The 19,736-nt window shown below is 67.0% G+C and carries 14 protein-coding genes; 8 read left to right on the forward strand and 6 right to left on the reverse strand.

From position 1 onward, the window contains the following. Positions 1-164: 164 nt before the first annotated feature. The 5 genes from ACFWVP_RS05970 to ACFWVP_RS05990 all read right to left on the reverse strand — a co-directional run bounded on the left by ACFWVP_RS05970 (position 165) and on the right by ACFWVP_RS05990 (position 5,846). A complete protein-coding gene (locus ACFWVP_RS05970; protein ID WP_384493945.1) occupies positions 165-1,481 on the reverse strand; it encodes an ABC transporter ATP-binding protein in 1,317 nt (438 codons plus the stop codon). Between the two features lie 47 nt (positions 1,482-1,528). Then, positions 1,529-2,053, reverse strand: coding sequence for a DoxX family membrane protein (locus ACFWVP_RS05975; protein WP_384493947.1), 525 nt, complete (start codon positions 2,051-2,053; stop codon positions 1,529-1,531). A 150-nt stretch (positions 2,054-2,203) separates the two neighbouring features. Beyond that, positions 2,204-2,857 (reverse strand): lytic polysaccharide monooxygenase, encoded by a 654-nt coding sequence (locus ACFWVP_RS05980; RefSeq protein WP_384493949.1) that lies wholly within the window; start codon positions 2,855-2,857, stop codon positions 2,204-2,206. Between the two features lie 81 nt (positions 2,858-2,938). Beyond that, positions 2,939-3,373: a DoxX family protein gene (locus tag ACFWVP_RS05985; RefSeq protein ID WP_384493950.1), complete on the reverse strand. Its 435-nt coding sequence runs from the start codon at positions 3,371-3,373 to the stop codon at positions 2,939-2,941. Positions 3,374-3,470: 97 nt separating this feature from the next. Next, a complete protein-coding gene (locus ACFWVP_RS05990) occupies positions 3,471-5,846 on the reverse strand; it encodes a family 49 glycosyl hydrolase (protein WP_384493952.1) in 2,376 nt (791 codons plus the stop codon). A 735-nt stretch (positions 5,847-6,581) separates the two neighbouring features. On the opposite strand from ACFWVP_RS05990, the gene ACFWVP_RS05995 reads away from it, so the two are divergent. The 8 genes from ACFWVP_RS05995 (at position 6,582) to ACFWVP_RS06030 (ending at position 16,809) form a co-directional block, all read left to right on the forward strand. Further along, entirely contained in the window at positions 6,582-7,763 is a 1,182-nt protein-coding gene (locus tag ACFWVP_RS05995) for an ROK family protein (RefSeq protein ID WP_384493953.1), read from the forward strand. An 82-nt stretch (positions 7,764-7,845) separates the two neighbouring features. Next, positions 7,846-9,579 carry an alpha-glucosidase gene (locus ACFWVP_RS06000; protein WP_384493955.1) on the forward strand — a complete coding sequence of 578 codons (1,734 nt, stop codon included), beginning with the start codon at positions 7,846-7,848 and terminating at the stop codon, positions 9,577-9,579. A gap of 70 nt (positions 9,580-9,649) precedes the next feature. After that, a complete protein-coding gene (locus ACFWVP_RS06005; protein WP_384493956.1) occupies positions 9,650-10,972 on the forward strand; it encodes an ABC transporter substrate-binding protein in 1,323 nt (440 codons plus the stop codon). A gap of 94 nt (positions 10,973-11,066) precedes the next feature. Continuing rightward, positions 11,067-11,960: a carbohydrate ABC transporter permease gene (locus tag ACFWVP_RS06010; RefSeq protein WP_384493957.1), complete on the forward strand. Its 894-nt coding sequence runs from the start codon at positions 11,067-11,069 to the stop codon at positions 11,958-11,960. 2 nt (positions 11,961-11,962) lie between these two features. Continuing rightward, on the forward strand, positions 11,963-12,871 hold the full coding sequence (locus tag ACFWVP_RS06015) for a carbohydrate ABC transporter permease (RefSeq protein WP_384493958.1): 909 nt from the start codon (positions 11,963-11,965) through the stop codon (positions 12,869-12,871). Between the two features lie 1,597 nt (positions 12,872-14,468). After that, positions 14,469-15,518: a papain-like cysteine protease family protein gene (locus tag ACFWVP_RS06020; RefSeq protein WP_384493959.1), complete on the forward strand. Its 1,050-nt coding sequence runs from the start codon at positions 14,469-14,471 to the stop codon at positions 15,516-15,518. A 9-nt stretch (positions 15,519-15,527) separates the two neighbouring features. Beyond that, positions 15,528-16,136 (forward strand): hypothetical protein, encoded by a 609-nt coding sequence (locus ACFWVP_RS06025; RefSeq protein WP_384493960.1) that lies wholly within the window; start codon positions 15,528-15,530, stop codon positions 16,134-16,136. Between the two features lie 439 nt (positions 16,137-16,575). Beyond that, positions 16,576-16,809 (forward strand): hypothetical protein, encoded by a 234-nt coding sequence (locus ACFWVP_RS06030; RefSeq protein ID WP_384493961.1) that lies wholly within the window; start codon positions 16,576-16,578, stop codon positions 16,807-16,809. Positions 16,810-16,934: 125 nt separating this feature from the next. Here the strand turns inward: ACFWVP_RS06030 and ACFWVP_RS06035 are convergent, their stop codons facing one another. Continuing rightward, positions 16,935-18,722, reverse strand: coding sequence for a beta-propeller fold lactonase family protein (locus tag ACFWVP_RS06035; protein WP_384493962.1), 1,788 nt, complete (start codon positions 18,720-18,722; stop codon positions 16,935-16,937). Between the last annotated feature and the right edge of the window lie 1,014 nt (positions 18,723-19,736).

The following is a 19,736-nucleotide window of genomic DNA, read 5'->3' on the forward strand; positions in this document are numbered from 1 at the left end:
CTTCGCCGTCTCACATCCGAAGGCGCGCAGGTTCCAATCTGTTGCTCACATGCCTGTGCGATAGCCGCGTGCCACCGGCGCCGCCGCTCGGCTTAGAGGAGTTCCTGCTCCCGGGCGGGGGAAGGCTGGCTGGTCAGGGCTGGAGTGGGGTGTTTTAGCTGTAGTCAGAGTTGCGGCACTTGGGTGGGGTCGGGGCTGATGCGTTCGCCGCGTGCATTGAAGACGAGCAGGTTGCGTACGTCGATGAGGAGGGGGATGTGCTGGCCTCTTCGATGACGGGCGCCCGGTTCATCGCGGATGACGAGTTCTCCGATGCCCTTGCGGGTAGGGGACTGCGCCGGAGGCTCTGTGGCGCCGGGGAGCGCGGGGTGGCGGCCGAAGACGCTGATTCGGCGGCGGAGTTGCCGCAGGACGTCGGCGGCGCTTGTGCGGGCCTGGTGGTGGGGTATGTGGTCGGAGAGCTGGGCAGGTACGTCGGCCTGCTGTCCGCCGAGTGAGAGGTGGAGCAGCGCTTCGTGGCCCTGGAACTCGGTGTGCTCGACGACCCCGGTCATGGCTCGTTCGGAGGCGGTGGCGTGTGTCTTGTCGGCTATGCGGATGGCTTCGGGACGCAGTCCGATGAGGAGCGGCTGTCCCTGGACGACGCGGAGCATCTGGTGGTCATGCGTGAGCGGGTAGGAGAGGGTGATTTTTTGGGCCCCCAAGTTGAGCGCCATGACGCCGTCGACGGGGGCGTACACCGTGCCGTGCAGCAGGTTGATCCTCGGTGTGCCGACGAACGAGGCGACGAAGGCGTTGGCGGGCAGTGCGTAGAGGGTGCGGGGGGTGTCGACCTGTTGAAGGACTCCGTCGCGCATGACTGCCACCCGGTCGCCGAGCGCCATGGCTTCGGCCTGGTCGTGGGTGACGTAGATGGTCGTCGCACCGGTGCTGCGGGTGACCGCGAGCATTTCGGTGCGCAGGCGGGCACGTAGCCGGGCGTCGAGGCTGGAGAGCGGCTCGTCCATCAGGAAGACCGAGGGGCGCCGGACTACTGCGCGGCCCATGGCGACGCGCTGGCGCTCTCCGCCGGAGAGCCGGCCGGGGATCTGGTTCAGGAGGTGGTCGATGCCCAGGGTCTGGGCGACGGACTGCACGTGTGCCCTCACCTGGTCGGGGTCCTTTTTCTGGACCGCGAGGGGAAAGCCGATGTTCTGCGCTGTGGTCATGTTGGGGTAGAGCGCGAAGCTATGGAAGATCATCGCGATGTCTCGTTCGCTCGGCTGGAGATCGTTGGCGATCCTTCCGCCGAGGTGCAGCTCGCCCCCGCTGATGGTTTCCAGGCCGGCGATCATGCGCAGCAGGGTGGACTTGCCGCATCCGGAGGGGCCGAGCAGTACGAGGAACTCCCCGTCCTGGACGGTCAGGGAGAGCTGGTGCACGGCCCTCTGTCCGTTGGGGTAGGTCTTGGCGAGGTTGTGCAGGGTGATGGTGCTGCCCACGGGTGCTCCTGGTGCGAGTCGCGCTTGGCGGGAGAAGAGAGGGCCGGTCAGGGGGTGAGTTCGTCGGCGGCGATGTGGAGGCTGGCGGCGACCAGGACGATGTTCTTGATGACGTACTGGCCTTCGAGGGTGGGAACAGCCGCGGTGTGCCAGGCGGCGTCCGGCAGTACGAGCAGCGAGAGAAAGACTCCGGCCATGTGGAGGAAGAATGCTGCCAGGGCCCAGCGGAGCAGGAAACCGGTCAGGAGCGCGAGCCCGATGCCCGTCTCCAGAACCGCGAGCAGGAGCAGGCAGAGCGGGTCGGGGATGAACCCCATGGTCAATTCGGTCATGGCGCTGATGGCGAAGTCCTCGGCCGCGCTCGCGCCGGGGAAGAACTTCAGGGCGCCGAACCAGCAGAAGACCAGTCCGATGCAGACGCGCAGCACGAGGGTGCTGATCCGCGTGTAGCGGTGGGCGTGGCCCGCTGCACGGCTTCCCAGGGTCTGCCGCAGGCCCAGCGCCGGGGCGGGTGCCCGGTCGTCGAGGGCAGGGCTTTCGGCGGGGTGACGGTGGTGGGAGGTGCTGGTCATCGACAATCTCCTCCGCTGGAGACGATCACGGGTGCTGGCTGCTGGGCTCGTGACTGCGGTGGTTGTCCGCCGGCCCGGCCCCTGCTTCTTCGTACGGGGAAGGGCCCCGCGGAGGGCAGTGCCTCCTGCGGGGCCCCGGTCAGCCGGCTGTCAGCTGAAGTTGACGTCGCTGCACAGGAAGTACTTCTGGTCCATGTGCGATGCCTTCCAGACGGTCACCACGACGTGGCGTCCGCTGTAGCCGGAGGTGCTGACATCCGTGACGTAGTGCGGCTGGTAGGGGTACCTGCCGGTCCTTTTCACCAGCTCGAGGTCGTCCCACCCGATCAGCTGGTACTCCGGGTTGAAGCCCTGCTTGGTGACGTAGACCTCGAGCCAGTCCGCACCGTGTCGTGCCTCGTCGTAGAGGTCGATGGTGAAGTCGGAGCCGATGTTGGTCATCTTCCACGGTCCGGGGCGGTCGAGGGGACGGTAGTTCGTCTCGCCCTGGCCGCCGGCGCTGCAGATCTGGCCGTTGGGGATGACCTGCTTGTAGTTGTCGCCGGTGTTGTTGGCGTAGACGGCCTTCCACGCGCCGATGGCGTTCGCGTTCTCGTGGTAGGTCCGGTAGCACATGGGGTCCTGGGACTCGTTGGGCTCGGTGTATCCCCAGCGCTGCAGGCAGCCGTAGTTGCGGGTCTCGGGGGTGATGACGGTGCCGTGTGCGGAGGCCGTCGGTGCCTGGATGACGCCCAGGAGTGCGGTGGCCAGTAAGGCCGAGCTCAGCGCGACGACGCGGGAGAGCGTTGCGGGTATGCGGTTCATGGTGCTCTTCCTCTGTGTGTGTGGAGATCACAGGTCGATCCCGACCAGTGATTTAGGTGCACATGACAGCTTGTGATGCGGTCAGGCGTTGCTCAGGTGGGTGCTCACCTCCTCTCGCCGGCGCGCGAGCCGGTTCAGCAGGGCGGCCAGGGACCACTGGCCGGGGCCGAGGGCGGCGATGAGCAGGAAGGCCCAGCAGAACAGCGCGGCGCTCTCGCCGCCGTTCTCGATGGGGAGCAGCCCGTCGCCCTGGTGGTTGACGAAGTAGGCGTAGGCCATGGATCCGGAGCACAGAAGTGCTGCCGTGCGCGTGCTCAGTCCGATCAGTACGAGTACTCCGCCGGTCAGCTGGATCACCGCGGCCCACCAGCTGGGCCACTCCCCGGTGCTGGGCATCTCGCCGTGCGGGCCGCCCAGGACGTTGAAGAGGGTGGCGACTCCGTGGCAGGCGAAGAGCAGGCCGGTCACCATGCGGAAGAGGCTCAGGATGGGCTGTTCGAACCTGGCTGCTGGCATGTGCCGCATGCCTTTCTGCGCGGGAGGAGGGGTTGGGGTGCTGCTGGGCCCGGTCGCGGGTGGCCCGCTGCGGTGGTGGCCACCCGCGATCAGGTGGCTAGGAGGTGAGGCTGAACTTCTGGCTGGCCCAGGTGCTGCAGTCCCACAGGTGGAGGCGGGCACCGTTGGCAGTGCTCTGGCCCTCGACATCGAGGCAGCGGCCGGACTTGAGGTTCTTCAGGGTGCCGTTGGACTGGAAGGCCCACTTCTGGCTGTCCCAGCCGCCGCAGTCCCACAGGTGCGCCTTGGTGCCGTTGGCGGTGGCGCCGCCCTCGACGTCCAGGCACTTGCCGCCGGACTTGAGCTGCTGGCCGTCCAGCGTCCACGTCATCGAGGCTGTGTTGGCGCAGGTCCACTGCTGGATCGCGGTGCCGTTGGCCGTACCGGCTGCGGCACGGTCGATGCACTTGGTGTTGCCGCCGTTGACGATCCGGCCGGAGCCCGTGGTCGGTTCGGATCCAGGATCGGGATTGCCGCCGGCGCCCCAGGCGTTCCAGTTGTCCCAGGTCTCCGCGTCGAAGCCGAGGCGGCCGGGCTGGTCCGCTCCCCAGTTGGTGCCGGCCTTGTTGATGACGGTGCCGCCGACGGTGTAGTTCTCGAGCTTGAGGCCCTTGCTCTGGGTCGTCTCGTTGCCCAGGGTGACCTTCTGGCCGGCGGTGTTGGTGTAGCGCTTGAGGAGGCTGACCTGGCTGCCCGGGTCGAGGCCGTTCCAGCTGTCGATCTTCAGGTTCTTGACGTGGATGTTCTCGGTGCTGGAGAGCGCGAAGACGCGGATCGCGCAGTTGGTCTGGCCTTCGACGGTGATGTTCTCGAAGGTCATGTTCTGGACCTTCGTGTTGGGGTCGCCCTTGGTGGTGGACCCCATGTCCTCCCAGTGGGAGGAGGAGTTGAGGATGCAGGTGTTGTACTTGACGTCCTTCCAGTACATCCGGTTGTGGATGACGTGGGTGTTGGTCACCCGGACGTTGTCGATGTTGCGGGGGGTCCAGCCCCACTGGATGACGGGGCCGTTCTCGTTCTTCCAGATGACGGTGTTATCGATGTTGACGTCGCTGTGGTACATCTTCAGGACGTCGTCGTTGGCGTTGAAGAATGTGTTCTTCATGGTGCTGCCGCGGTAGAGCTCGATGCCGTCGGTCTGCCAGTACCAGGAGCCGACCTGCTTGTAGTTGTCGACGCGCATCTGGAAGGTTTGCTCGTTGCCGTAGACGACGAACGAGTGGTAGGGCGGTTCGTTGATCGTCACGCCCTGCAGATCGAGGTACTGCTGGGCGTCGGCGGACTGGAACTGGAGCATCTTCACGCAGGAGGCGTGACAGTTCGACGCCCCGCTGAGGTGGTCGTAGTTGTTGTTGGTGTCCGCCTCGTAGACGTACTGCTCACCGGAGAGGACTCCGTACCCGGTCACCTTGTACAGGCCCTGGGTGTCATGGAAGAAGCGGAAGGCGCCCTTCACGTACGCGCCGGGTGCCAGGTAGACCCACTTGACGTTGGCCGGGAGCACCGCGTGGTACTTCGAGCCCATGGTGTAGGTACCCGGGCGGAAGTAGATGATGTCCTGGCTGATGTTGTTCAGGTTCGTGACCTGGCCGGGCTCGGGGTAGTGGATGCTCCCCGACGCGGCGGTGGGGATCAGCCGCTCCTTCTCCGCGCCGGTCGGCGTCGGCTCGGCAAAGATCATCATCGAGTTACGGGGCTCGGTGTGGATGGCCCGGTTGTTGCCGCCGCCGGTGGTGGTCAGCTTCCCGGCGTCATTGGCCGGGCCGGACATGTCGTTGTAGGCCGTGTACAGCTGCGGGTCGAACTCGACCGAGAACCGGTAGCCCTTCGAGCTGTAGGGCACCTTGACCCGGACGGTCTTGCTGTTGACCAGCGCCTTGTCGAAGTTCAAGCTGCTCGGCTTGATCTTGACCTGGTCGGCCGAGGAGATGCTCTGGTCGGTGCGCAGTGACACGTCGACCCACACGTCGGCCGTGTACTGGAACGACGACCAGCTCATGGTGAGGTTCGCCGAGGCGGAGAACTCCGCGCCGTCCTCCTTGGTGTAGCCGATCTTTCCCTTGCCGCTGCGGGGGATGCTCATGTACGCGAACGAGTCGTACTTCGTAGTCGGCGCCGCGGCCGTGGCGACCTTCACGTCGTAGAAGGAGGACCGCCGCACCTTGTCACCGCCCACCGGGCTGCTCGTGTTGAACTCGTGGTTGTCGTGCCACCAGGTCTGCAGCTGCTCGCTGTTCGCGGTCTCTCCCGCCGCTCCTGCCGCGGGTGCCGAGGCCGCGGCGGCAAGGGCTGCCGCGGGGACGAGCCGGCCCGAAGGCAGGGGGGTGACCGAAGCCAGAGCGCTGGCCGGCATGACGGCTCCGGCGAGCGCCAAGGCCAGGCCGGCGGCGATGGCCGCCAGCGGGTTGAGCCGTCGCAGTCTTCCTGCGGGCATGATGATGTCCTCTCCTTGATGATTCGGGGCATGGCCCCCAGGGCGCCCGCCCGGGGGCGGGCACGGACACCGCTGGAACAGCTGGAACAGCTGTGTGGCGGAGTCATCGGTGCATGCGGTCGCCCGTTGCCGGGGCTGACCGGGGTGCGGCACTCGTCCTGGTCGGCGGTTCGTCTCTCTTTGGGGGAGCCGGCTGACGGAGTCCACGCGGGGATCATTCGCAGGGCCAGGAGCACAGGACACCGGTCCTGCGAGCGGAGCGAACCGGTCCTGCCCGCCCCGAGGGGTGAGGGGCTGCAGATGTGGCGGCGACCTGTGACCCAACAGGCCCTGGCTCCGCCCCGGTTGCCGGTTAACTTCCCGTCATTTCTTCCTCGTGTCAATGAAATGAACAGGATTCTTCGACCTGCGGGGCCAGCGTGTGCATAACAAGATGCACAAAAGACGCAAAGCGACTACGAGCGTCCGGTTGGGGTGGGCCATCACGGTTGCGTAACGCGATGTTTTCTTCCTTGACGCACTTAAAGGCTGCGGGACACACTCCCGTCATAAGTAGCGACGCCGACTTCCACAGGTCGATGGCGTCCCAGCCGCAGGAGGCGCGATGACGATCTCTGCAACGCTTGGCAGTACCGGCCCCGCGCATACGGGAAGCCCTCGCCACCCGCATCGGGTTCGATGGCGCTGAACTTGATGCAACGGCCCTGACAGACCACTACCTGGAGGCACCGCGTGATGAGCCCGTCCAAGATCCGGTTCTCGGAGCTTGTCAGTGAGCAGACCAGGGCGGAGATCTTCGCGACCGTGCTCACCGCAGGACCCATCTCGCGCACCCAGCTCGCCCAGCGCCTGGGCCTGGTGCCCTCCTCTGTCACCCGCATGCTGCCGCCGCTGCTCGAGCATGACTACCTGCGTGAGAGCGACCCGGTTGCCCAGGGGCGGGGCAGGCCGCAGAAGATGCTGCACGTCAATCCCGACAAGCACGTGGTCGTCGGCATGAAGATCGCCCCCGGACGGGTCTTTGGCGTCGTCACCGACATGGCGGCCAACGTCCTGGCCCGGGACGAGGAGCCCCTGGCCGACTGCACCCCCCGGACCGCCCTGTCCGCCGCCGCCTCCCTGACCGGCAGGCTCCTCGCAGAGGCGCCCGAAGCGGCGGACAGGGTGCTCGGCCTCGGCGTCGGGGTCAGCGGCCACGTCGATTCGGCAGCCGGGATCTGCCGCTACTCGGCCCTGCTCGACTGGAACAAGGTCGACGTGGCCGGGCCCCTGCGGGAAGCGACCGGGCTGTCGGTGGTCGTCAACAACGACGTCAACACCCTGGTCGTCGCCGAACGCTGGTTCGGCGAAGGCCGCGACATCGACTCCTTCGCCGTGGTCACCGTCGGCCCCGGCATCGGCTGCGGCCTGCTCCTGGACGGCGCCCTGTTCTCCGGCGCCACCGGACTCGCGGGCGAACTCGGCCACCTGCCCCTGGACCCCTCCGGACCCATGTGCAGCTGCGGCCGACGCGGCTGCCTCGAAGCCCTGGCGGGCGACCGCGCCATCCTGCGTCACCTCGCAGACGGCGGATTTCCCTGCGACACGATCACCGACGCCATCGAGCTCGCGCGAGGCGAAGCCGGGGCGGCCCGCACCGTGGCCCGATCCGCCTTCGCCGAAGCCGGCACCGCCCTCGGCAGAGGCGTGGCCGGCATGTGCAACCTGCTCAACCTGCAGAAGATCATCATCGCCGGCGAAGGCGCGGTCGCCTACGACCTGTTCGGCCCGCACATGAGCGAGGCGATGGAAGCCCAGGCGTTCTCCACCGCGGCCACCGACTGCGACATCCACGTCGACCCAGCCCGCCACGACCTCTGGGCCCGGGGTGCCGCCTGCCTCGTCATCCGCGACACCGTGGGCGCGGCCATCTCCTGACCCACAGCGCCCGCCGATACTGCGGCAATCCACCACCCGCAAAGTCACTAAAAGTAACCATGCGAACACTATGAGGTTTGACGTGCCCGAAATCGAAGCCACTCCCGCCGACGCCTGGTGGAGCGAGGCGGTGGTGTACCAGATCTACCCCCGCAGCTTCGCAGACTCGAACGCGGACGGCATCGGCGACCTGCAAGGCATCATCGAACGGCTCGACTACCTGGCCCAGCTGGGCGTCGACGTCCTGTGGCTGTCCCCTGTCTACCCGTCCCCGCACGACGACAACGGGTACGACATCAGCGACTACCAGGACATCGACCCGCTCTTCGGAACCCTCGCCGACTTCGACCGGCTCCTGGCCGCCGTCCACGAGCGCGGCATGAAGCTCGTCATGGACCTGGTCGTCAACCACACCTCCGACGAACACCCCTGGTTCACCGCCTCCCGCAACGAAGGCCCGCAGGGCGGCAAGCGGGACTGGTACATCTGGCGCCCCGCCCGCGAGGGCATGGAGCCGGGCACCCCGGGTGCGGAACCCAACAACTGGGGCTCCTTCTTCTCCGGCCCCACCTGGACCTACGACGAGAAGAGCGGCGAGTACTACCTGCACTTGTTCTCCCGCAAGCAGCCCGACCTCAACTGGGAGAACCCCACCGTGCGCCAGGCGGTCTACGCCATGATGCGCTGGTGGCTCGACCGGGGCGTCGACGGCTTCCGCATGGACGTCATCAACCTCATCTCCAAGACCCCTGGCCTTCCCGACGGCATCGTGCACGAGGGTGCCTTGCACGGGGACGGCAGCCCCCACTACATCTGCGGCCCCCGCATCCACGAGTACCTGGCGGAGATGCACCGTGAGGTCTTCGAAGGCCACCCTCGCCGCCTGCTGACCGTCGGCGAAATGCCCGGGGTCACTGTCGGGGACGCCAAGCTGTTCACCGACCCCTCCCGCCGCGAGCTCGACATGGTGTTCCAGTTCGAGCACGTCGGCCTCGACCAGGGACCCAGCGGGAAGTTCGATGTCCGCCCGCTGAAGCTGACCGCCCTCAAGGCCAGCCTCGGCCGCTGGCAGACCGGCCTGGGCGAGACCGGCTGGAACAGCCTGTACTGGAACAACCACGACCAGCCCCGTGCCGTCTCCCGCTTCGGCGACGACAGTCCCGCCTCCCGCGACCGCTCCGCGAAGCTCCTCGCCACAGTGCTCCACCTGCACCGCGGGACCCCTTACGTGTACCAGGGCGAAGAGCTCGCCATGGCCAATAGCCGTTTCGCCTCCATCGATGACTTCCGCGACATCGAGTCCCTCAACTACCACCGCGAGCAGACCGCCCACGGTGTCGACGAGGAACAGGTCCTGGCCGGACTTCGGCACCGCAGCCGGGACAACGCCCGCACCCCCATGCAGTGGGACACCTCCCAGCACGCCGGCTTCACCGCTGGCACCCCGTGGATCGCGGTGAACCCCGACCACACCCATGTCAACGCCAAGGCCCAGCTCGCCGACCCCGACTCCGTCTTCCACTGCTACCGCCGCCTGATCGCCCTGCGGCACACCGAGCCCGCCCTCACCCACGGTGACTTCCACATGCTGCACCCCGACCACGAGCAGCTCTATGCCTTCACCCGCCACGACGCGGCATCCGGCACCGAACTGCTGGTCCTCGCCAACTTCAGCGGAGCCGACCTCACCGTCGACCTGCCCGACGGCTGGGAACACAGCGAGACCCTCATCGCCAACGTCCCGGCCTCCACACCTCTCACGGCCCCGCACACCCTGCAGCCCTGGGAAGCCCGTGTCCACCGCCGCAATACCTGACCAGCCCCACCTGAACACCCGTACCGCCTCCCCCCGCACCGCCCTGACCCTGCACACCCAAGGAATCCTCATGACGAACATGCGCTTCCGTGCTCCGCGCCGCACCACCCGACGAGCTCTGCTCGCCGTGTCCGCTCTGGCACTCGTGGCACCGCTGACCGCCTGCGGCGGCGGATCGGACACCGCCGAGGGAGACGGCAAGACTCTGCGCCTGTGGCACTACGAGCAGGAGGACGGCGCCCTGAGCAACGCCTGGGACTCGGCCATCGCGGAGTTCAAGAAGACCCACCCCGACGTGAAGGTCGTCTTCGAACGCAAGACGTTCGAGCAGATACAGCAGAACGCCGGCATGATCCTGAACTCCGACAAGGCGCCCGACGTCATGGAGTACAACAAGGGCAATGCCACCACCGGACTGCTCGCCAAGCAGGGCCTGCTCACCGACCTTACCTCCGTCTCGAAGGAACGCGGCTGGGACAAGAAGATCAGCGAGAGCGCGTCCGTCACCGCCCGCTACGACGCCAACGGCGAAATGGGCGGCAACAAGTGGTACGGCGTCCCTAACTACGGTGAGTTCGTCCTCGCGTACTACAACGACGACCTCTTCAAGAAGCACAACATCACCAGGCCCACCGACCTCCAGAGCTTCGAGGCGGCCCTGGCCGACTTCAAGGCCGCCGGGATCACCCCGCTCGCCAACGCCGGCAACGACCACCCCGCCGGCCACTGGCTCTACCTCTTGGCCCTGGCCAAGGCGAATGACGCCTGGGTCGACGACTACCAGCTCTACAAGGGCAAGGTCGACTTCCACGGCCCGGAGTGGACCTACGCGGTCGAAACGTACAAGGACTGGCTCGACAAGGGCTACTTCGAGAAGAAGGACGTCGGCCTCAAGGGCAGCGACATGACAGAGCAGTTCGTCTCGCAGAAGCGCCCGATCATGGTCGGCGGCAACTGGTGGTTCGGCGGCCTGACCACCGACATCACCGACTTCACCTGGTCCACCGCCCCCTACCCCGGCAGCAAGAAGACCCTCGGCTCCGGCGGCAACCACTGGGTCGTGCCCACCAAGGCGAAGAACAAGAAGCTCGCCGAGGACTTCATCGACATCACCATGTCGGACAAGATCCAGAAAATCCTCGGGGAAGAGGGCAACGTCCCGCTCGCTGTGAAGCCGGACTCCATCGAAAACCCCAAGTCCCGCGAGCTCATCACCGCGTTCAACACCTACCAGGACGGCAAGGGGCTCGCCTTCTACCCGGACTGGCCGGCACCCGGCTACTACGACACCTGGATGGGCGCCACCCAGAACCTCATGAACGGCGGCAAGCCCCACGCCGTCCTCGACGAGCTCCAGGCCCCCTACGAGAAGTACACCGCCACCCGGCGCTGAGACTGACCCGCCCGAATCCGCGCGTCAGTCCCTTCTTCCCGGGGACGGCGGCCCGCCCGCACAGGGCCGCCGTCCCGCCCCTCTTGGAGCAACAGTGAAAACCACACGTCACCCGCGGCCCACGGGATACGCCGTCTTCCTCGCCCCCGGCCTGCTGCTGAGCCTGCTCTTCCTCGTCGTCCCGCTGGTGATGACCTTCTACTACAGCCTCACCCGGTGGCAGGGCGTCGGAGAGCCCACCTGGATCGGCTTCGACAACTACACCCGCCTGTTCAGCGACGCCGACTTCTGGGCCTCGTTCCGCAACATCGCCTTCGTCATCGTCGGCATCGCCGTCGTCCCCACCCTGCTCGGGCTCTTCCTCGCCGCCCTCCTGTTCGACTACATCGGCAAGAAGCACGGAGACGGCTTCGTCAGCCTCTTCCGCTCCGGCCTCTACCTCCCCCAGGTCATCCCCGTCGCCGTCACCGGGCTGATGTGGGGCTGGATCCTCGCCCCCGAAGGCGCCGTCAACAGCGTCCTCGAAAAGATCGGCCTGAACTCCCTCGCCCAGAACTGGCTCGGAGACCCCGACCTCGCCCTATGGATGGTCCTCGCCGTCCTCGTCTGGATGCAGCTCGGCTACCCCCTGGTGCTGTTCCTCTCCGGGCTCCAGCGCATCGACCCCGAACTGTATGAAGCCGCCTCCCTCGACGGGGCCACCTGGTGGCAGCGCTTCACCCGCATCACCGTGCCCATCCTGCGGCCCGAGGTCTACGTCGTCCTTGTCACCACCACCATCGCCGGCCTGAAGGTCTTCGCCCAGATCTTCGTCCTCACCGGCGGCGGCCCCGGCAACTCGACCCTCGTCCCCGCGTACTTCGCCTACCAGAACTTCTTCGAGCGCGCCGACGTCGGATACGGCTCCGCGATCTCCAGCACGATCACCCTGCTCGTGCTGATCATCGCCGGAACGATGCTCACCCGCCAGGCCCGCGAGGACGGATGACCATGACCACGCACACCCCCACGGCACCCCCCGGCCACCGGCGCAAAGCGGTCAAGGCTGAAGCGGGTAAAGCCAAAGCGACGGGCAACCGCCGCAGCCCCGGCTCCTACGCCGTCCTGGCAGCCGTCGCCGTCTTCGTCCTCGCGTTCCTGGCACCCTTCATCGTCATCCTGCTCAACTCGTTCAAAACCAGCGCGGACTTCCGCACCAACGGGTCGCTGTCCCTGCCCGCCCAGTGGAACTGGAGCATCATCGCCGAAGTCTGGGACCGCGTCGGCTTCACCCAGAAACTCTTCAACAGCATCCAGATCAGCCTCGGCGTCGTTCTCATCGCCGTCCTGCTCGCCCTCTTCAACGCCTACGCCATAGGCATCGGCCGCATCCGCTGGCGCACCCCCTTCCTCATCTTCTTCCTCGGCGTCAACGTCCTGCCGCAAGAGGGCCTCGTATACCCCATCTACTACCTCTTCAAGGAGATGGGCCTCTACGACGGGAAACTCGGCTACACCATCCTCGTCGGCATCACCTACAGCGCCTTCGGCACCTACCTCCTCTCCTCCGTCTTTGCCAGCTTCCCCCGCGAACTCATCGAAGCCGCCTCCATGGACGGAGCCGGCCGCTGGACCATCCTGTGGCGCATCGTCCTGCCCATGAGCTGGCCCACCCTCTCGGTGATGTGCGTCTTCTTCTTCGTCTGGAGCTGGAACGAGTTCCTCTACCCACTTGTCCTGCTCATCTCCAACGACAACCAGACCGTCCCTCTCGGCCTGTCCGTCATGCAAGGTCAATACACCAGCGACCCCACCGCCATGAGCGCCGCAGCCCTCCTCGGCATCGTCCCCATGGTCGTCTTCTTCCTCATATTCCAGCGCTCCCTCACCCGCGGCATGACCGCCGGAGCCGTCAAGTAGCCCACCCGCAACACCCCAAAGCCACCCCGGATCCGGCACGCACTGCCCCGCCGCCGGGTCCGGGGTACACCCACGCCTGCGAACGGGCCCCGCACCGCACGGCCCGAGCCGGTGACTCACGTCGAGTCCCCTTCCCACAGCGGGGGTGTGGCTGTTGGCCGTGACGCTCGTTTGGCGCTCCGGACGCCCGCAGACGGTAGAGCGGGCCGCTAAATAGGCTCTGAACAGCGCTTTTCCGGGCCTGCTGGAACCGACATCTTTTCGATGGCTCATCACGTGAAGAGCGCGGTGCACGGAAGCCGTCGCTCCTGGTTCAAAGTCCCAGAAAAGTCCCAAAGACTCCGTCACACCCCGCCTCGACTCACATTTGTGCAGGTCAGAGGGGGTGTGACGGTGCCATTTTTGCAGGCTTTCAGATGTCCCGGAAGAGACCGCGCAGTCTCGTGAGCTGCGGTGATACGCGGTCGTAGGCCGTTGACCTGCGTGAATCATCTTTCAGATGTTTCCTGCGCGTGCAGGTTGACGCGGCCGAAAGTCCCAGAGAAGTCCCAGGGGTGCCTCCAGTCCACGACCGTTCTCCGGGCTACATGCGACCCCGGCCCTTTGTGATGTGAGCACCGTGGAGCGGACGACCCGACGCATGCGGTCGGCGGCGTAGGAGCCCTCTCGCCACAGAGGGCTCCTACGCCGCGAGGCCGTGGAAATCGTCGAAGTGTTTCCGATGACTTCGCACTTGTGTGCGTGGCGATTTTGGAGCCTGCCACAAAGAGGCTCTGACCTGCGACTTTCTTGGGTTTTCAGGTGTGGCCGGTGCTGCTCGACCTGTTTCCCGAAGTGCACCACGTGAACCGGAGAGGGTTCGGAGGGGTGAGGGCGACACGCTCATTTGACGCTCGCCCTGATGGGGCGTCAGGGTGCCGGGTTGCTCGTCTGCTGAATGCCGGAATCCCACCCCAGCTCATGCTGGGCCCGACATGGAGCCGGCGCTCGAGGCTTGCGCATGCGGTACGCGTGTGGCGTCGACCCCAGAGCGATCGTGCATGCGATGGGGGTGCTGGTCGGTGCCCGCCTCCCGGACCGCGGTTGGCTCGGGTTGGAGGAGAGGCCCCGTGAGTGCCACCCCGGACGGCCAACTCGCGTTCCGCGAGACGGTCCTCGACTGCGGCCCGACAGGCTTCGACAGCGTGGGTGGGTCGTCAATAACGGCTCGCACTGCTTCCGAACCGCCGGATAGCCACCGGCTTCCTTGTCCCTGCGGCAGCAGCTCAACACCCGGGGCAGTGGAAACTGGCGCCACCCCGGGAGGACGCTCGGGCTCCTGGCCTGCCCAGCCTCAGCCCATTGCACGAAACGGTCCATCAGCTCCACTGGCGGACTGTCACGAAAGGTTGAGGATAGATCGACCTTCCGAAAAGCGCGTTTTACAGCACACCAGCGAGCCATGCGCAGGGAGTTATGGATTTCGGCCGCTGATTGCCATATTAAGGCGGATTCTGACCTCTTGTGACGATCTTGTCACCTGTACAACGATGAAGAACCCATCACGTGCCTTCCGGGCGTCGGTGGCTTGATCGATCATGAGGAGGGAGCATCGTCGATGACCAACCTGACCGAAGCTGATCTCGCTACGCTCGGGGATTCGCCGATCATCATCAGGTCGGCACATTTCGAGGACATTCACCTGCGCATGGACGGCAGCGGAGTAACCACCCAGACCGGCAACGGTGGTGGGACGGTGAACTGCTCACCCGGGGTGGGATCCTACGAGGCGTTCAGATTATGGCGCCAGGGCGACGGGTCGTATTCCGTGGAGTCGGTGGCATTCCCGAATGTCTACCTGCGCATGACGGCCCCGGGGTTCACCGCCCCCTCCAGTCAGGGCGGCGGGCTCGTGAACTGCCAGTTCAACGCCAGAGGCGGCTCGGACGAGAAGTTCCGGCTGCACCAGCAGCCGGACGGCTCGTTCTCGTTCGAATCCACATCCTTCGCGAAAACCTTCATGCGCATGGATGGTTCCGGGATGGCCGCCGGGCCCGGTGGGACGGTCAACTGCCAGTTCGGCACGACCACCGGAGGCGGCCTCTACGAGAAGTTCTTCCTCTCGAAGGTCGACCAACAGGTGGTCGGCTTCCAAGGCCAGCACCAGCAGCGGACCAACTGGTGCTGGGACGCGTGCTCGGTCAGCGTCGAGCGCTACTATCGCCCGCAGTCGGAGTGGACTCAGTGCAGGCTGGCCACCGCACTGGCCATCGACCGCGGGAACGCGGGTGCCCAATGCTGTCCGGCGCCGGCGATGCCGGGAGGCGGTGGCGGTGTCTGCAACCAGGGATCGTGGCCGGACCGACCCATGCAATTGATGGGTCTCACGCATCGGGTGCTCAATCGCCCGCTGACAGCCGCCGAGGTAAGAGCGCAGGTAGCACAGAACCGGCCGATCCTCGTGGATCTGCACTGGAGGGTGGACGGCGCTCTCTGGCCGGGCCACATCGTCCTCATCTACGGCTACCAGTCCGTCGGCGGAGTGGATCGCGTCGTCATATACGACCCGGGAAACGGCGGAAGCGTCGAGAATTACACCTACGCCGACTTCTGCGTGCGGTACTCCGGCAACGGAGAATGGGTCAACAGCTACACCACCGAGCCTTAAGGAGCCGTCATGCCACTGAACATGCCTGACCCGCCGGCACGGACGCGGGACAAGACGCGCTCGACGCTCGGCGTAGTAGCGAAGGGTCGCGGGGCCGGCCTGCAGAAGCTGGACGCGGCCCGCGTGGAGGACCTGGAACTGTCCACACCGCACCAGGTGTTCGTCATGGGACCCGACGCCGCCGAGGCCGGCAGCGGTCTGGACCGGGCGCGTCCGACGGGCTGGCGCTTCCTGGTGGAGTCCGGGGGCGAAGTGATCGCCAGCGCTGAGAGCCCTGAGGGCCCGGACCAGCCGGAGGGAGCCGGGGCACCGTCCTTCAGCGAGGGACAAATCGTGGCGTCCACCGCGGCGGCGGTGAAAGCGGCGCGAGCGTTGCCGCAGCTCGCGCATGCCGGATTCGAGCTACGGCTGCTACGGATCCCGGCGATGTATCAGAACGCGCTGTGGTTGCACTCGTCCCATGCCGACCTGCTGATACCGCTGGAGCCGTCACCGATCGGGGACGTGGGCAAAGTCGTCCCGCCGCCGGTGTTCTTCCGGAAGCTGGCCGAGTACGCCCGTGACTGGAACCCGCTGGGGGCACAGCCCCATGGCAACAGCGGCGGCGACCACAACTAGCCTCCCCCGTTCCGCCTCGAAGGGTCGAGCCGGGAGGCGGGGACTGGTGCTGTCGGCCCTGGTCGTCTGAGCGGGCATGGCTTGGGCCCGACGCTCGGGGCCGGGGTCTCCGACAGGTTCCGCAAGATGCCGCCCCGGTCCCGGGCGGGGTGCCAGACCTGGTCGGGTAAAACGCGGATCACACGGCGGATCGGCTGGGCGGGAGGAAAGACCGGCCGGGCCGGCGCGGGATGATGTCCGCGGCTCGGTGGCGGTCGTCACGCATCTTCCCTCGAGGCGAGCGAAGTTGATCGAAGTCGACATCGAGGTCGAGAAGGCACTCGGACGGGCGCACGTCTGACCACCCGCCCGGGTGGAGGAAGCCGGTTCGGGCGCGATCCCTGGTGCGGTGGCCCTATGGTTCGTGCGCGTTTGGCACACCGAACTCTCAAGGGACCGCATGAGCACTCCAGCCGACCCGCAGCCCGCCCAGCCGTATGGGCCGATGCCGACCATCGTGATCAACAACGCGTCCTCCGCGTCGGCCTCGGCCGCAGCGACGGCCGGCGGATACGGATACCGGCGCCGACAGTCGGTGACGGTCCACGTGCTGCTGGCCCTGTTCACCTACGGCGTCGGGAACATCTTCTACGCCCGGCACATCAGCCGCTGGAACCGGATGCGCGGCCTGTAACGGGCGCGGGCACCGTGGCCCCCGGGCCGGGGGCCACGCCGCCCCTCAGTTGCAGGATCTGACGGGAGGCCGCTGGGCGCCCGCGGTGGCTCCGCGGGCGCCCAGCAGCCCCAGGTGGAATGGGGTCAGCAGCTGGTGAGGGTGTCCCCGGTGTCGGCGGTGCAGGTGTCGGAGCCGAGGCCGCCGTTGGCGGTGTCGCCTCCGGCGCCGTCCGCGACGTTGATGTTGTCGTTGCCCAGGGCGCCGCTCATGGTGTCGGTGCCGGAGGTGTCGACGAGGACGTCGTTGCCGTTCTGCCCGTCGAGGTCGTCGTTGCCGGGCCCGCCGTAGATGTGGTCCTGGCCGTTGTCGAAGAGGTAGAGCAGGGAGCCGAGGAGCGTCTCACCGTAGTTGGTGTCGTTCCCGGCCCCGGCATACAGGGTGTCGGCGCCGTTCCCGCCGCCCATGATGTCGTCGCCGGAACCGCCGTAGAGGGTGTCGTCGCCGTTCTTCCCGTCGATCGTGTCGTTCCCCCCGAGCCCGCAGATCACGTCAGCGGCGTTCGTGCCGTTGAGGGTGTCCGCGCCCGGGGTGCCGGTAATCGTGCATCCGTTGCCGTTGTTGACGGTGGTGGTCTCAGCATCGGTGTCGTTACCGGCCGTCGGGTCGTCCTGGTCGGCAGCGGCGGTGGTGGTGGCGGTGATGCTGCCGGTCGCGGCCGGTTCCACGCCGATCGTGACCGTCGCGGAAGCCCCGTCAGCGAGAGCGCCCAGCGTGCAGGTGATGGTGGGTGCGCTGATGGTGCACGTGCCCTGCGAGCTGGTGGCGGAGGTGATGGTACGGGCCGCGCCGGTCAGTGTCGTCGTCGCGGTGGCGCCGGTGGCGTCGTCGGGGCCGCCGTTCGTCACGGTGGCGGTGTAGGTGTAGGTGCCGCCGAGGGCGACGGGGTCGGCGGAGTCGGACACGGACACCGACAGGTCCGCGGCCGGGTCGGCGGCCCCTGCCCCGAGGAAGGCGACCGAGTAGGGGAACGGTCCGAGGGGGAGGGTCGCGGTGACCGCGTTGGTGGCGGTGTCGATGACCGACACGGTGCCGTCGTAGCCGTTGGGTACGTAGGCGAGGGTCCCGTCGGAGGTGAGAGCGCTCTGGAACGGGCCGTCGCCGACGCCCACGGTCGCGGTGACCGTGTTCGTGGCGGTGTCGATCACCGACACCGAGGAGGAGGAGTTGTTGCTGGCGTAGGCGCGGCTCCCGTCCGGGGACAGGGAGAGGCCGAACGGGCCGATGCCGACCGCGATCGTGGCGGTGACGGTGTTGGTGGCGGTGTCGATGACGGACACGTTGTGCGAGTTCTGGTTGCCGACGTAGGCGCGGGAGCCGTCCGGAGTCACCGCGATGAAGTTGGGCTTCTGTCCGACGCCGACGGTCGCCACGACCGTGGCGGTGGCGGTGTCGATCACCGAAACTGTATCGCCGCCGTTGTTGGACACGTACGCGCGTACCCCGTCCGGGGACAGTGCCACACCGAACGGCTGGCTGCCCACCGGGACGCTCGCGGTGACGGTGTTCGAGGCGGTGTCTACCACCGAGAGCGTGTTCGCGCCGCTGTCGGCGGTGTAGAGGCTGTCCCCGGAAGAGGAGACGGCCACGCCGATCGGTCCGGCGCCGACCGGAACGGTCGCGGAGACGGTGTTGGTGGCCGTGTCGATGACCGACACCGTGGTGGAGCCGCTGTTGGCGACGTACACGCGTGCGGCGTCCGGGGAGGAGACCACTCCGATCGGGTTTCTGCCGACGGGGATCGTGGCGGTGACGGTGTTGGTGGCGGTGTCCAGCACCGACACCTTGTTCGTGATCAGGTCGGTGACGTACGCCACCGGAGCCGGCGCGAGCGCCTGCGCGGACGGGGCGGCCAGCGCGACCAACCCGCTCATCGCCAGAGCGCTCCCGGCAGTCAGGGCGGTCAGCCGGCGTCTCCACGAGGGCAGCGCGCGGCGGGGTCTGACAGGTGCAGGGATCAAGGGACTTCCCCTTCGAAGGGCCCGCACCCCGACGGCGGGTCCGAAGGACCCGAGGGACCGGCAGCGGTGCGGTCGAACAGGGACACACCCTCGATCCGGGCCCAGCATCCCAAAGGCCGCCCCAGGAGCGTGTCCTTGCGTGCACCGCCGCGACCAGACCTTCAGGGCGCAGCAGCATGACCCGCGACAGACGCTGAGCAGCGGTTCCGCGGGCCGCGATCAGCATCACAGCCACACCGTGCGGAAGACGCCGGTCCGGGACAGTTGGCCGTAACTCGCCGATGACTGGCCGTGTTGAGCGCCTCGTCCACGAGCAGCTCGCCCGCGAGGTTGAGACGGACCGCATGCCCGGGGCGGGTCCCGCCCGTGCTGTCCGGGTGGTGTGGAGGGGCCCGGCCCGTGGCCATGACGTGACGTGCGCCGAGCCCCCGCAGAGCCGCTTCCCGTGGGGCTGCGTGGACCCGGCTCGCACGGCACCGTAAGGGATCGGCGCAGCGGTCGGCGAGGGATCCGCCGGAACCGGCCCGGCACGGGTGACGGAGAGAGGGACCGGGCCTCGCCGTCGACCATCTCCCGCCACGCACGTTCCACATCGGCGTCGGGCACGACACCACGGTGGCGGTAGGCGGCCAGGAACCGGGCGTTCTCCAGCAGGGTCGGCTCGGCGCCCGACCAGATTTCGTACTCCCAGCCGTGGCGTTCGAGGAGATGGCCGACATCAGTGGCGAGCTCCCTCCTGGGCAGGGCCGGTGCTCTCCGCCGAATCGGCCATTGATTCGGTGCTTCCGGACTGGCGAAGCTACATGGACCAACAGGTTGCCGAGAACCCGCTGTTCTGGGCCGCATTCAAGATCACCGGAACTGTATGAGCGCGTCTGTCACGGAAGCGGAAGGCTGTGACCTGTCGCTCCCACGAGGTGGGCGCAG

Source organism: Streptomyces sp. NPDC058637, from assembly GCF_042717325.1.
GTDB lineage: Bacteria > Actinomycetota > Actinomycetes > Streptomycetales > Streptomycetaceae > Streptomyces.